Raw genomic sequence first — 13511 nt, 5'->3', positions numbered from 1 at the left:
GGCCGTGCCGGGGCTGGGCGCGGGAGCCCCCGGCCGGCGGACGTCCGTAAAGGAATCGTTGCGGTACGCGGCCCCCGCCCCGGCCCCGGAAACCACCGCCCGGGCGGCCCTCGCCGGCTTCGGCGTCCTGCTGCGCGGACTGACCCGGCCCCGCCCCGGCGAGGTGCGCACCTCCGCCGCCGCGCTGCGTGCCCTGCGCGCACGCCACGGGGACGCGCCGGCCCTGGTCCGCACCCGCTCCGGGCGGACCATCCTCGTCCTCCTCGACCCGCAGGACCTGCGCCGCTTCTACACCGAACCCGTCAGCGTCCTCGCGGCCGCCCCGCCGGACAAGTGCCGGGGCCCGAACCCCGAGGAACCCGCCGACTCCGGCTGCTCCCGCGGCGAGCTCCGTGCGGAGCGACGCGAGATCAGCGCCGAGGTGCTGGCCGCGGGCCGGCCCGTGCACCCCTCCTGCGGGCCCTTCCTCGCGGCCCTCGCCGAAGAGGCCCGGCACCTGACCGCCTCCGCCGCCGCCACCGGCACCTTCACCGCCCCCTCCACCACCGCCGTCACCCTCGACCTCGCCCGGGCCCGGTACGCCGTGCACCGCGCCGCCCGGCGGATCGTGCTGGGCGACGCGGCAGCCGCTGACGAGGAGCTGAGCGGATGGCTGACCCAGCTGCGCACCGAGAGCAGGAGTTCGCGCGGCGGCCGGGTGCGCTCCGTGCGCTCCGTGCGCTCCGCGCGCTCCGTTCACGACAAGGCCCGCGCCCGCATCGAGGAGTACGCCGCCCGGGCCGGCGGCGACACCCTCGTGGGGCGGGCCGCCCGCCACGCCGATCCGACCGGCTCCCTCGACCCCGTAGGCCAGGCCCAGCACTGGCTGCTGGCCATGGACGCCGTCCCGGACACCCTGCTGCGCACCCTGCTCCTGCTCGGGGCGCACCCCGCGGAGCAGGACCTGACCACGGCCGAGGCGGCCGCTGAAGCCGCCGCCGGTGCGGACCGGGGCGAACTGCCCCGGCTGCGCGCCTGCGTCCGGGAGTCCCTGCGGCTGTACCCGGTGGTGCCCGACCTGATCCGCGTCACCCGCGCCGAAACCGAATGGCGGGGCGTGCGCTACCCGGCCGGCACCTCGGTGCTGGTGCCCGCCGCGTTCCATCAGCGCGACCCCGAACGGGTACCGGCCGCGCACGTGTTCGTGCCCGGCCGGTGGAAGAACCCGGGCGCGGACCAGGACATCCGGATGGCGCCGTTCAGTCACGGCGGCGGCCGCTGCCCGGGCGACCAGCTCGGCCTGATGGCCACCGCCGCGCTCTGCGCCGAGGTGCTGCGCGGCCATCGGGTCACAGGCACCCGGCCGGTGCTGGACCCGGTGGGACCGCTGCCGGCCACGCTCGATCCGCAGGGCATCCGGCTCAGGCTCACCCGCCGCTGAGGGCGCCCCGGCGCCCGGCCCGGCGAGGTCCCCGTTGGCACCCGGCCTTGTCCGACTCCGACTCCGACTCCGACCCTGACCTTGTCCGACTCCGATCTGTCCCCGCCCGACCCCGCCCGACCCCGCCCGTCCCCGCCCGACCCGGTCCGACCCGGCCCGTCCCCGCCCGACCCCGTCCGTCACCGAGCCCGTGCCGAACCCCACGAGGATCACATGCCCGACGCCGCGACCTCCGCGTCCACCGCCCCGGACATCGACCTGCTCGACGCCCCGTGCCGCGCCCTCGCCGAGGCCGCCGACGCGGTCGGTGAGGCCGCCCGCTACGCCTCCGGCCTGGCGTTCGGCGCCCGGCTGCCCGCGGCCGCCCTCGCTCGGGGCGGCCGTATCCGGCTCGGCTGGCGCACCCTGCTGCGTACGCTCACCGACCCGACGGGCCTCGGCTGGGCCCCGCGCGGCCGGGGGATGGCCCGCGCCGGGCGGCTCGCCGGAATCCTGGCGGGCCGGGAGAGCCTCGCGATCAGCATCGCCGTCTGCGGGCTGAAGGCCCGGATCCGGGCCGCGAGCACGGGCCGCCCCGAACTCTTCGACGACCCCGGCGCGGCCGCGGTCCTGGGCGCCGTCGGAGCGGGCCGCCAGGGCGAGGCCGTCCGGCTGTTCCGCGCCATCATGCGCGAGCGCGGCGCCGAGCACGCCTTCGCGCTGCTGGCCCCGTCCTTCGCCGACATCCTCGCCTGGCACGCACTGACGGACGCGAACCCCTTCAACGACCACGCCGGCTGGCAGGTCGCCACCGGCCGGGCCGAGGCCGCCGAACCGGTCCTCGGGCTCGGCGCCGCCTTCTGGGCCTTCTGCGACCGAGGTCCGGCCCAGCCCGAAGGGCCGGCCACGGCGGGAGCCGCGCCCACCCCCGGCCCGGCCCGACGCCGGGTCACGGTCCGGCCGCCCCGTCCGGCGCCGCTGCCGCCGGACGGCAGCCTCAGCGGCCACGCGGCCGCGCTGCGCACGCACGCGGTCCGGCTGCGGCTCGCGGCCATGGCGCCGGGGTGGCAAGGCCAGGAGACCGAGGCCCTGCGGGCCGAGGTCACCAGGCTCGCGGCGCGTTGCGCCACGGCGGCGGGCGGGCTCGCGCTGGCCGCCGCCCAGCTACAGGACCAGTGACAGCAGCAGCACGAGGCCCAGGCCGACCACCGAGATGATGGTCTCCATCACCGACCACGTCTTCAGGGTCTGACCGACGGTCATCCCGAAGTACTCCTTGACGAGCCAGAAGCCGGCGTCGTTGACATGGCTGAAGAACAGCGAGCCGGCCCCGATGGCCAGGACCAGCAGTGCGGTCCCGGTGGTGGACATGTCCGCCGCGAGCGGGGCCACCAGCCCGGCCGCCGAAATGGTGGCCACCGTCGCCGACCCGGTGGCCAGACGGATGGCCACGGCGATCAGCCAGGCCAGCAACAGGGTCGGCACGGCCCAGTTCTCGGACACGTCCAGGATCATCTGACCCACCCCGACGTCGATCAGCGTCTGCTTGAAGCCACCGCCCGCGCCTACGATCAGCAGGATGCCCGCGATCGGGGCCAGGGACCTGTCCACCGTGGCCGAGATCCGGTCCCGGGTGAAGCCGGCCGCCCGGCCGAGCGTGAACATGCCCACCAGGACGGCGGCGAGCAGCGCGATCATCGGGGATCCCGCGACATCGGTCACGCGCTGCACCGGGTCGGCGGGGTCGTCGACAACGATGCCGACGAGGGCCTTGACGAGCATCAGCGCCACCGGGAGCAGCACGGTGAACACCGTGGCCCCGAACCGGGGGCGGTGTTCCGACTCGGCCGAGGGGCGCTCCGTGACCATGTGCTCCGGCGCCGGGATGTCCACCCACCGCGCCGCGTAACGGGAGAACAGCGGCCCGGCGATGATCACCGTCGGGACCGCCACGAGCACCCCGAGCCCAAGGGTGACCCCGAGGTTCGCGTGGAGCGCGTCGATGGCGACGAGGGGTCCGGGGTGCGGCGGGACCAGCCCGTGCATCACCGACAGGCCGGCCAGCGCCGGGATGCCGATCCGCATCAGGGAGTAGTTTCCCCGCTTGGCGACCAGCAGCACCACCGGGATCAGCAGCACGATGCCGACCTCGAAGAAGAGCGGCAGCCCGATCACCGAGGCGATCAGCACCATCGCCCACGGCATGGCCCGGCCCTTGGCGCGGGCGAGGAACGTGTCCACGATCTCGTCCGCGCCGCCCGAGTCCGCCAGCAGTTTGCCGAGGATCGCGCCGAGCGCGATCAGTACGCCCACGCCCGCGACCGTGGCGCCGAGTCCGGCGGTGAAGGCGGCGATCGTCTTGGCCAACGGTGCGCCGGCGAAGACCCCGAGGACCAGCGAGCCGATCGTCAGGGCCAGAAAGGCGTGCAGTTTGAAGCGGGTGATGAGCAGGACTATGACGGCTATGCCCGCGAGGACGGCTATCCCCAGCTGGGTGTTCCCGGCCGAGGTGATCGGTCCGGTGGCGGCCGCTGCCAGAGTCTCGACGCTGAGACCGGTCACGGTGGGGATTCCTCAGTTCTCGTGTGCGGGGAGCTGACGCAGGGCGGCCAGCGCCCGCTCGGTGATGTCTTCCGGAGACCCGGACACGTCGACGACGACGCCGAGTTCGCCGTCCTGGAGCGGCTCCAGCGTGGCGAACTGCGAGTCCAGCAGGGCGGTGGGCATGAAATGGCCCTTGCGCTCCGCCATGCGCTTCTCGATCAGCGGACGCTCACCGGCGAGGTGGACGAAGACGGCCCCCAGGGCAGCGGCGCGCAGCCGGTCGCGGTAGGCGCGCTTGAGGCAGGAGGCGGCGATCACACCGCCGCGCAGGCCGGCGCGGTTGCGGATCCACTCGCCGATGGCGTCCAGCCACGGCCACCGGTCCGCGTCGTCCAGCGGGATGCCGGCCGACATCTTGGCGACGTTGGCCGCCGGGTGGAAGGCGTCGCCCTCCGCGTACGGAATACCGAAGGCCTCGGCGAGCAGTTGCCCCACGGTCGTCTTGCCCGTACCGGCCACGCCCATCACCACAATGACGCGCTGGGTGCTCACGCCTACCTCGCTGTCCTCGTCGACCTCGGTTCGTGTGGCACCACTGAAGCGTATTAAGTACTACGTATTCAAGCTTCAGGTTGGAAACGTCACATCTTTTGTCGTTGGAAGCGTCACCGTACGCTTACGCCATGACCACCGAAGGCAGTCCCGGCCAGGGGCCCGGGCTCCACACCCACGTGCTGGACACCCTCGGCCTCGCGATCACGGCGGGGGAGCACCTCCCGGGGAGCGTCCTGCGCACCGACGAGATCGCCGAACGCTTCGACGCCTCCCGCACCGTCGTACGGGAGGTCGTCCGCGTCCTGGAGTCGATGCACCTGGTCGAGTCCCGCCGCCGGGTCGGGGTCACCGTGCGCCCCACCGACGAGTGGAACGTCTACGACCCGCGCGTGATCCGCTGGCGGCTGGCCGGCACCGACCGGCCCCGGCAACTGCGGTCCCTCACCGTGCTGCGCTCCGCGATCGAGCCGGTCGCGGCCGGGCTCGCCGCGACGCTGGCCACACCGGAGCAGTGCGCCGAACTCACCGAGGCGGCCCTCGGTATGGTCCGCACCTCGCGCGGCCATCAGCTGGAGGGCTACCTGCGGCACGACGTCGCCTTCCACCGCGTCGTGCTGAACGCCTCCGGCAACGAGATGTTCGCCCGCCTCGGGGATGTGGTCGCCGAGGTCCTGACCGGCCGTACCGAGCACGCGGTGATGTTCCACGACCCCGACCCCGCCGCCGTCACCCTGCACGTCCAGGTCGCCGAAGCGGTCCGCGAGGGCGACGCGGCGCGTGCCGAGGCACTGACCCGCCGGATCGCGGTGGGCGCGCTGGAGGAACTGGACGTCCTCGCGCCCTGAGCGCCGTACCGCGGCCCGGAGGAGGCGGCCGCGGCACGGAGAATCGCTACGGCCGCTTCCGGGAGCCGGGCGGCCGGCCCTCAGACATCGAGCGCGGCGAGTTCGAGCGCGCCGAGACGCTCCGGTTCCGCCACGATGTCGATCTCGGTGATCAGGCCGTCCTCGATCGTGAAACCGAGCACCAGGAACAGGCGTCCCAGCGGGGCCATCGCCAGTCCGACCGTTCCGTCGACCAGGGCCGGCGCCGTGGACCGGGCCCGCTGCATCGCCGCCATCGCACCCGTGGCGACGGTGACGGCGCCGCGGATGAGGAGCGGGGCGGGGGTGGGTCCGACGGCCTTGTCGGCCCGGAGCACCACGTCGGGGTGGAGCAGGGTGACGAGCGCGTCGAAGTTCCCGCCGCGGGTGGCGGCGAGGAAGGCGTCCACGACCCGGCGCTGCAGGGTCAGATCGGCCTCGGGCACCAGCGGGGCCCCCTTGACCCGGCGCCGCGCGCGGCTGGCGAGCTGACGGGTCGCCGCCGGGGATTTCTCGATCATCGGGGCGATCTCGTCGAAGGGCACGGCGAACAGGTCGTGCAGCACGAACGCGAGCCGCTCGGCCGGTGCCAGCTGGTCGAGCACCACCAGCAGCGCCAGCCCGACCGAGTCGGCCAGCAGGGCTTCCTGCTCGGGGTCGACGGTGTCCGCACGGCTGACGGCAGGGTCGGAGGGATACGCCTCCATGGGGTCCTCGCGCCGGGATTCACGCGAGCGCAGCATGTTCAGGCAGACGCGCGACACGACCGTCGTCAGCCAGCCGCCGAGGTTCTCGACATCGCTGACGTCGGACCGGTTCAGGCGCAGCCAGGCCTCCTGGACGGCGTCATCCGCCTCGGCGAGTGAGCCGAGCATGCGGTAGGACACCGCTCGCAGATGAGAGCGGTGCTCTTCGAAGCGTTCTGTCAGCCCTGCGTTCCCGTCCACCGGACCCCCATATCGATTGCTCACACCGGACCATCAACATAGATCACGAGGAAAAGGCCCTGGTGAGGGGGGAGTTGACGGCGGCCCCCGGCCGGGACCGGCCAGGCCGGACGACTGCTGGATAATGGCCCCCGAACAGCAGAAGCGAGTGGAGACGCCGGATCCGCAGTGTGGTCCGGCAGGAGAGGGAGCCCCCGATGGACGTGCAGCACTTCGAGCGGATCACCGCATTCATCGAGGCGCGGCTCACCCCGCTGTTCGACGAGGCGACGGGCAGCGAACACGGATTCGCCATGGACGACACCTCCCGCGCCCTGCGCGCGCTGCGCAACTCCGTCCTGGAGGCCTCCGCCATCAAGGGCCTCATCGAGAAGCGGGAATCCGCCGAACCGGCCATGCGCCGCGTCATCGACCAGTCGGTGGAGCACAACTGGGACGTACTGCGCGGCATCGCCCGCCAGTGGGAGGACCACGCCGACTTCCGCCACGAGTTCAAGCACCACGCGTGGGAGCTCGACCACCACCACGCCGCCGCGGAGGCCTGAGCTCACCGCGCGCGGCGGCGGCCGCGCGCAGGAGCTCTGCCGTGGCGGCCTGCTGGGCCGGTGACGGCGACAGGACCCCGTTCTCGGTCATCAGGGAGTGGAACTGCTGCCGCTCGTACGGAACCCCGGGCGGCAGCGCCGCGATGTGCCAGTGCAGGTGGGCGTTGCCCTGCCGGCTCCCCAGCGCGTACAGGTAGGTCCGCTCGCTGTCGAAGACGTCTTCGACGGCGAGCGCGACCCCCCGTACGACGAGCATCAGCCGTGTGTAGGCCGCCGGGTCCAGATCGCGCACGGCGTGCTCGATGTGCGCCTTGGGCGCCACCAGGACCTTTCCGGGGAGCGTGGGCCAGCGGTCGAGGAAGGCCACGTGGTGTTCGTCCTCGAAGACGGTCTCGTGCGCGTAGTCGGGATGCCCGGCGAGGAAGGCGCAGACGAAGCACGGTCCGCCGCGCGTCCGTTCGACGTAGGCCTCGAGATCCATCGGTTCACGGTCCAGCGGTTCACGGTCCATCGGCATCGGTGTCGGCATCGGCGCATTGTCCCACCCGGCACCCCGCCCGTCACGGAGCGGACGGGAGGTCCCTGAGGCGGCCGGTCACCACCAGGCCGCCGTCCGGGGTGCGCCGTGCGAGGGCGCCGGTGCGGAAGTAGCCCTCGGGGGTGAAGGAACGCGCATTGCGGCCGGGCGCCCGGTAGTAGCCCCGCAGGGTGCGGGGACCGCGGGCGAGGAGCTCGCCGGTCTCCCCGTCGGGCAGGTCCTTGCCGTCGGCGCCGACCACGCGGATCTCGTCGTCGGGCGAGAGCGGTCGGCCCTGCGTGGTGAGTACGGTCTCGTCCGGATCGGCGGGCCGGGTGAGGGTGAACAGCCCCTCGGCCGTGCCGAAGACCTGCTGCAGGCGGCAGCCCAGCCCGGGACCCACCCGTGCGGCGGTCGCCCGGTCCAAGGGCCCGCCGCCGATCTGCACCAGACGAAGACTGCTCGGGTCGGCCCGGACCGAGGGAAGCAGGTCGAGCCAGCGCCGGGCGACGGCAGGCTCCAGCGACGTGACGGTGACCCGCTCGCGCTCGACGGCCGAGAGGCATGCGGCGGCCCCCGGGTCCTCGGCCAGGACGACGGTGCCACCGACCGAAAGGGTGCCGACGATGCCGGGGCAGCCGAACGCGAAGTCGGACCCGGCGGGGAGCGCGGCCAGGTACACGTCGTCCTCGGTGAGCGACACCAGCTCCGCGGCGGCCCGGACCTGGTAGGCGTAGTCGTTGTGGGTACGCGGAACGAGCGCGGGCTCCGCGGTGGCACTGCCGGAGACGAGGAAGAACGCCACCTGGTCCGCGCTCTGGGCGAGCGGCCGCTCGGGCGGGGAGTCGAGGGAGCCCAGGGGGTAGTACTGGCAGCCCGCCGGATCGACGGTGAAGCCGCCGTACGGGGACGATTCGCCCGGCGCCTCGAAGCTGAACACCCGCCGCAGGAAGGGTCCTTGGGCGGCGATGTCCGCGGCCATCGCCGTGAGGTCGAAACCCTGGTGGGCCGGGGGACCGACGTAGCCGACGGCCTGGCCGACCCGCACGAGGTGGGACACCTCGGACGCGCGGTACGTCATCGGGCAGAGCACGGGGACCGCGCCGGTGCGCATCAGCGCGAACACGGTGACGACGAACTCGGGAACGTTCGGCAGCTGGACGACGACCCGCTGCCCGGGCCGCAGGCCGCGCAGCCGGAACCCCGCGGCCATCCGGTCCACGCGCCGGTTCAGGTTCGCGAACGTGACGCGGGTGCCGCCGTGCACGAGCGCGGTCCGCGGTCCGTACTGCCGGGCCCGGTCGCGCAGCAGGTCGTCCAGCGTGTTGCCGCGCCAGTGCCCGGCGGCCCGGTAACGGTCGGCGAACTCGGCGGGCCACGGCGTACAGCCGTCGAGCATGGATGTCATTCGCTTCCCCGGGGAGTCACCTTGCCGTCCTGACCCGGGCCAGCCAAGCCTTCAACAGGCCCGTAGGCAAGGCGCTTTCCCGACCACGGTCGCGCCCTGCCCTCGGCGGAACGTCCAACCGGCGTCACCGGAAGAGACGGTCACAGCACTAGGCGGGGCCCGCCGACTTGCGGGGCGTGGTCTGCTGGACCGCCCAGCCGTTGCCGTCGGGGTCGGAGAAGTAGACGAAGGAGCCCCACGGCAGGTCCTGGATCTCCGTCACCTCCACCCCCCGGCCGCGCAGGTCCTCGTACGTCTCCTCGATGTCGGTGACGACGACCTGCATGTTGTCCAGCGACCCCGGGGTCATCCGGGTCAGCCCCTTGCCGATCGCGATCGAGCAGGCCGAGCCCGGCGGGGTCAGCTGGACGAAGCGGATGTCCTCGCTGACGGTGACGTCGTGGTCGGCGTTGAAGCCGAGCTTCTCGTAGAAGGCCTTGGCCCGGTCCACGTCGGTGACGGGGACGGCGACGAGCTCCAGTTTGATGTCCATCACAGCATCATGCTCCCGACACCGGTGCCTCGCCGCCCGACACCGCGAACTGGGTGCGGTACAGCTCCTCGTACCGCCCGCCCGCCGCCAGCAGCTCGGTGTGCGTGCCCCGTTCCGCGATCCGGCCGTCCTCGACCACCAGGATCAGGTCCGCCGCCTGTACGGTCGACAGCCGGTGCGCGATCACCACCGCCGTCCGGCCCGCCAGGGCCTCGCCCAGGGCCTCCTGCACCGCGGCCTCCGAGGTGGAGTCCAGGTGCGCGGTGGCCTCGTCGAGGATCACCACCCGCTGCCGGGCCAGCAGCAGCCGCGCGATGGTCAGCCGCTGCCGTTCCCCGCCCGAGAGCCGGTAGCCGCGCTCCCCGACCACCGTGTCCAGTCCGTCCGGCAGCGAGGCGACGAGCCCGTCCAGCCGCGAGCGCCGCAGGGCCTCCCAGATGTCCTCCTCGGAGGCCGCCGGGCGGGCCAGCAGCAGGTTGGCGCGTACCGACTCGTGGAAGAGGTGCCCGTCCTGGGTGACCATGCCGAGCGTCTCGCGGATCGAGTCGGCCGTGAGGTCCCGTACGTCGATCCCGCCGAGCCGGACCGCGCCCGCGTCGGCGTCGTACAGCCGCGGCAGCAACTGCGCGATGGTCGACTTGCCGGCGCCGGACGAGCCGACCAGGGCGATCATCTGACCCGGCTCGGCCCGGAAGGACACCTCGTGCAGCACCTGCGTACCGCCCCGGGCATCCAGGGTGGCGACCTCCTCCAGGGAGGCGAGCGAGACCTTGTCGGCGGCCGGGTAGCCGAAGGAGACCCGGTCGAACTCCACGGCCACCGGCCCCTGCGGCACCCGGCGGGCGTCCGGCTTCTGCGCGATGAGCGGCTCCAGGTCGAGGATCTCGAAGACCCGCTCGAAGCTCACCATCGCGCTCATCACCTCGACGCGGGCGCCGGCCAGTGCGGTCAGCGGGGCGTACAGGCGGGTCAGGAGGAGGGCGAGGGCGACGACGGAACCGGCGTCGAGGGAACCGCGCAGGGCGTAGAACCCGCCCAGCCCGTACACGAGCGCGAGGGCCAGCGCCGAGACCAGGGTGAGGGCCGTGATGAAGGCCGACTGGGCCATCGCCGTACGGATCCCGATGTCCCGCACCCGCGCCGCCCGGGCCGCGAACTCCGCGGACTCGTCGGCGGGCCGCCCGAAGAGCTTGACCAGCGTCGCGCCGGGGGCGGAGAACCGCTCGGTCATCTGGGTGCCCATCGCGGCGTTCAGCGCGGAGGCCTCCCGCTGCATCGCCGCCATCCGGGCTCCCATCCGGCGGGCCGGCAGCACGAACACCGGCAGCAGCACGAGCGCCAGCAGGGTGATCTGCCAGGAGATGCTGAGCATCACGGTGAGGGTCAGCACCAGGGTGACGGTATTGGCGACCACCCCCGACAGGGTGTTGCTGAAGGCCCGCTGGGCGCCGATCACATCGTTGTTGAGGCGGCTGACCAGGGCTCCCGTCCGGGTCCGGGTGAAGAAGGCGACCGGCATCCGCTGGACGTGGTCGAAGACCGCCGTCCGCAGATCCAGGATCAGCCCCTCGCCGAGGGTGGCGGAGAGTCTGCGGGTCAGCAGTCCGAGCCCGGCCTCCGCGACCGCGATCAGCGCGATGAGCAGAGCCAGCCGGGTGACCGCGGAGCTGTCGCGGCCGTCCACGATGGCCGTGACGACCCGGCTGGCGAGCACCGGGGTGGCCACCGCGAGCAGTGCGGTCACCACGCTCAGCAGAAGGAAGAGGGTGAGCCCGCGGCGGTGCGGGCGGGCGAAGGAGGCGACGCGGCGCAGACCGGCGCGGGAGAGCGTACGACGGTCCTGCTGGGCGTTGATCGCGCTGTGCAGCGATGTCCAGGCGGTGACTTCCATGTCCATGACCCGAACGCTAGGACCTCAACCAAACCTCAGGTCAAGCATCCGGTCCGGGATCGCCCGCACGGGGCGCCAACTCCCGCCCGCACGAGCGATTTTGCCGACCCCCGTCCGTTGTCGGTGCCCGGTGGCATCATCGGTCCATGACGCAGGGATCCGAGTCCGTACGCTTCGGCAAACGAACCACCGACACCGTCCTGCTCCGCTTCGAGCAGTGGGCCCGGGACACCCCCGGGGCCCGCGCGCTCATCGCCGGCCCGGACGGCCTCACCTACGGGGAACTGGACGCGCGCGCCGACCGGCTGGCGCACCGTCTGCTCGCCTCCGGCCCGCTGCCGCCCGGCGCCCTCGTCGCCGTGGGCACCGCCCGGCAGACCGAACTGGTCGTCGCCCTCCTCGCCGTCCTCAAGGCCGGCGGGTCCTACACCGTCATCGACGTGGAGAGCCCGCGCTCCGGGCGCCGGCAACTGGCCGCGGCCGAGCCCCTCGTCCTGCTCACCGATGCCGCCCAGCACGCCGCCCTCGACAACGGCGGCGGCCCTCGGGTGATCAGGCTCGACGCGGACGCCACGGCGATCGGCTGGCCGCGCACCGAACAGCCGACGGACCGGCCTGCGCACGCGCCCGCAGACCTGCCCGCAGACGCGCCTGCGGATCCGCCCGCGGACCGGCTTCCCGGGGCCGTCACCCCGCCGCCCGGCCGCACCGCCGCGGTCCTGTTCACCGGGTCGGCCGAGCCGCGCGCGGTCCCCGTGAGCCACGGGCTGCTCCTCGCCGCCCAGGAGGCCTGGGCCGAGGTGGCCCGGCCGACCCCGCAGGACCGGCACCTGTTCACGGTCGGTCCGGACGTCACCGCCTTCGCCGCGGGCTGGACCCGGGCCCTGTGCTCGGGCGGCGCCCTCGTGCTCTCCCCGCGTTCCGCCCGGCAGCCCGGGGACATCCGCGCGGCCGTCGGGACCGAGCGCGTCACCGTGCTGCACACCGACCCGGCCGGCGCCGCCCGACTGCTGATCGAGGACGCCGAACAGGCAACCCTCACCCCGGCCGCCCATCTCGGCGCCGACCCGGCCTGCCGGTCCCTGCGGCTGCTCGCCGTCTCGGGCGACCGGCTCTACCTCGACGAGCAGGCGACCCTGCAGATCCGGCTGCGCCCCGGCGCGCGCGTGCTCAACGTCTACGGCCCCGCGGAGTGCGCGGGCATCGGTACTTGGTTCGAACTGCCGCAACTGCCGCACCCGTTGGACGATCCGGAACAGATCTCCCTGCTCGGCACCGCGTTCCCCGGCTTCCGGGCCGAGGTACACGGCGGGGAGATCCGACTCGTCCCGCCGGACGGCGCCGACGCGGTCCCGACCGGCGACCTCGGCCTGCTCCGCGAGGACGGGCTGCTGCAGTACGGCGGCCGGATCCGGGACCGGATCACCCTGCCCGGCGGCCGCATGCTCGACCCGTACCCCGTCGAATCCGCCATCCGCAGCCACGAGGGCATCGGCGCGGTCATCCTGAAGGGGGTCGACGGCTCCCGCGGCCCGCGGCGGCTCGTCGCGTACGTGGCCCCGCCACCCGGCGGACCGAGCGTCCCCGGCAGGGTCTCGCTGCCGGACATCGAGGAGCTGCGCGACCACCTGGCGGGCAAGGTGCTCCGCGAGGAGTCCCCGCGCACCGTCATCCGGCTGCGCACCCTGCCCCGCACCACGGCGGGCCAGGAGGACCGGGACGCCCTGCCGCTGCCCATCCTGCCCGCCGCGGTACGTACCGCAGGAAGCAAGTCCGGCAAGTACGGGGCCGCCGCAGGCAAGAGCGAAACCCCGGCGGGCTGCGCGGCCGGCTGCGGGGGAGTCGGACTGGGCTTCGTCGCCATGATCCTGACGAACTTCCTCTGGCCCGGATCGACCGACCTCACCGGCGTGCCGCAGCCCTGGGCGTTCCTGTTCTCCCTGCTGTACCTGTTCGAGTGCGCCGCCTTCGGCGTCGGGGTGGTGTTCCTCTTCGGCGGCCGTGCCCGGATGCTGCGCCAGCGCCGCAGCCCTTCCCTCACCGTCGCCGCCCATCTGGCCGTGTCCTACCTGCTGTTGTCCTGGTGGCCGCAGGACAACCTCTACCGGCTGGCCGCCAAACAGGACTGGCCGCGCCAGGCCGCCCTCGTCTACGCCTTCAACATCCCGCTGATGATCGCGGGCGTCGTCGTCGCGGCCTACGTCGTCAGCAAGCCGGCCGACCCCTTCGACTTCCACGACCCCGTCGACGACTGGCCGGACCGCTGACGTGAGCTCTGGGGCTCAGGTCAGGCCGCGCGCGCTCGCCCCG

At 73.4% G+C, this 13511-nt stretch carries 12 protein-coding genes; 5 read left to right on the top strand and 7 right to left on the bottom strand.

Annotated features, from left to right (window positions below):
* Window positions 1–58: 58 nt before the first annotated feature.
* On the top strand, window positions 59–1420 hold the full coding sequence (locus tag ACZ4YL_RS09630; protein WP_468115075.1) for a cytochrome P450: 1362 nt from the start codon (window positions 59–61) through the stop codon (window positions 1418–1420).
* A gap of 213 nt (window positions 1421–1633) precedes the next feature.
* Complete coding sequence (locus ACZ4YL_RS09625) at window positions 1634–2578, top strand: hypothetical protein (RefSeq protein ID WP_468115074.1); 945 nt, start codon at window positions 1634–1636, stop codon at window positions 2576–2578.
* Here ACZ4YL_RS09625 and ACZ4YL_RS09620 read toward each other — a convergent pair.
* Together ACZ4YL_RS09620 and ACZ4YL_RS09615 are read right to left on the bottom strand one after the other, a co-directional pair.
* Window positions 2564–3961 (bottom strand): GntT/GntP/DsdX family permease, encoded by a 1398-nt coding sequence (locus tag ACZ4YL_RS09620; protein ID WP_468115072.1) that lies wholly within the window; start codon window positions 3959–3961, stop codon window positions 2564–2566. The genes ACZ4YL_RS09625 and ACZ4YL_RS09620 overlap by 15 nt on opposite strands.
* Window positions 3962–3973: 12 nt before the next feature.
* Window positions 3974–4495 (bottom strand): gluconokinase, encoded by a 522-nt coding sequence (locus tag ACZ4YL_RS09615; protein ID WP_468115071.1) that lies wholly within the window; start codon window positions 4493–4495, stop codon window positions 3974–3976.
* A gap of 131 nt (window positions 4496–4626) precedes the next feature.
* Here ACZ4YL_RS09615 and ACZ4YL_RS09610 point away from each other — a divergent pair, with 131 nt between their 5' ends.
* Entirely contained in the window at window positions 4627–5343 is a 717-nt protein-coding gene (locus ACZ4YL_RS09610; RefSeq protein WP_468115070.1) for a FadR/GntR family transcriptional regulator, read from the top strand.
* A gap of 80 nt (window positions 5344–5423) precedes the next feature.
* Here the strand turns inward: ACZ4YL_RS09610 and ACZ4YL_RS09605 are convergent, their stop codons facing one another.
* Window positions 5424–6308 carry a sigma-70 family RNA polymerase sigma factor gene (locus ACZ4YL_RS09605; RefSeq protein ID WP_468115068.1) on the bottom strand — a complete coding sequence of 295 codons (885 nt, stop codon included), beginning with the start codon at window positions 6306–6308 and terminating at the stop codon, window positions 5424–5426.
* Window positions 6309–6505: 197 nt separating this feature from the next.
* Here ACZ4YL_RS09605 and ACZ4YL_RS09600 point away from each other — a divergent pair, with 197 nt between their 5' ends.
* Window positions 6506–6853, top strand: a complete 348-nt coding sequence (locus ACZ4YL_RS09600) for a hypothetical protein (RefSeq protein WP_052872935.1) — start codon at window positions 6506–6508, stop codon at window positions 6851–6853.
* On the opposite strand, the gene ACZ4YL_RS09595 is transcribed toward ACZ4YL_RS09600, so the two are convergent.
* The 4 genes from ACZ4YL_RS09595 to ACZ4YL_RS09580 all read right to left on the bottom strand — a co-directional run bounded on the left by ACZ4YL_RS09595 (window position 6801) and on the right by ACZ4YL_RS09580 (window position 11207).
* Window positions 6801–7382: an HIT family protein gene (locus ACZ4YL_RS09595; protein WP_468115066.1), complete on the bottom strand. Its 582-nt coding sequence runs from the start codon at window positions 7380–7382 to the stop codon at window positions 6801–6803. The two genes, ACZ4YL_RS09600 and ACZ4YL_RS09595, sit on opposite strands and share 53 nt — an antisense overlap.
* 31 nt (window positions 7383–7413) lie before the next feature.
* Entirely contained in the window at window positions 7414–8778 is a 1365-nt protein-coding gene (locus ACZ4YL_RS09590) for a (2,3-dihydroxybenzoyl)adenylate synthase (RefSeq protein WP_468115065.1), read from the bottom strand.
* A gap of 148 nt (window positions 8779–8926) precedes the next feature.
* Window positions 8927–9310, bottom strand: a complete 384-nt coding sequence (locus tag ACZ4YL_RS09585; protein WP_468115063.1) for a VOC family protein — start codon at window positions 9308–9310, stop codon at window positions 8927–8929.
* 7 nt (window positions 9311–9317) lie between these two features.
* Complete coding sequence (locus ACZ4YL_RS09580; RefSeq protein ID WP_468115061.1) at window positions 9318–11207, bottom strand: ABC transporter ATP-binding protein; 1890 nt, start codon at window positions 11205–11207, stop codon at window positions 9318–9320.
* Window positions 11208–11347: 140 nt separating this feature from the next.
* Here ACZ4YL_RS09580 and ACZ4YL_RS09575 point away from each other — a divergent pair, with 140 nt between their 5' ends.
* The gene (locus tag ACZ4YL_RS09575) at window positions 11348–13468 is read left to right on the top strand and encodes an AMP-binding protein (RefSeq protein ID WP_468115060.1); all 2121 of its coding nucleotides are present in this window, start codon (window positions 11348–11350) and stop codon (window positions 13466–13468) included.
* Window positions 13469–13511 lie beyond the last annotated feature (43 nt).

Source organism: Streptomyces sp. NPDC030021, from assembly GCF_055574035.1.
Note: the sequence above shows the minus strand (reverse complement) of the source record. Positions and strands in the feature narration are given on the sequence as shown.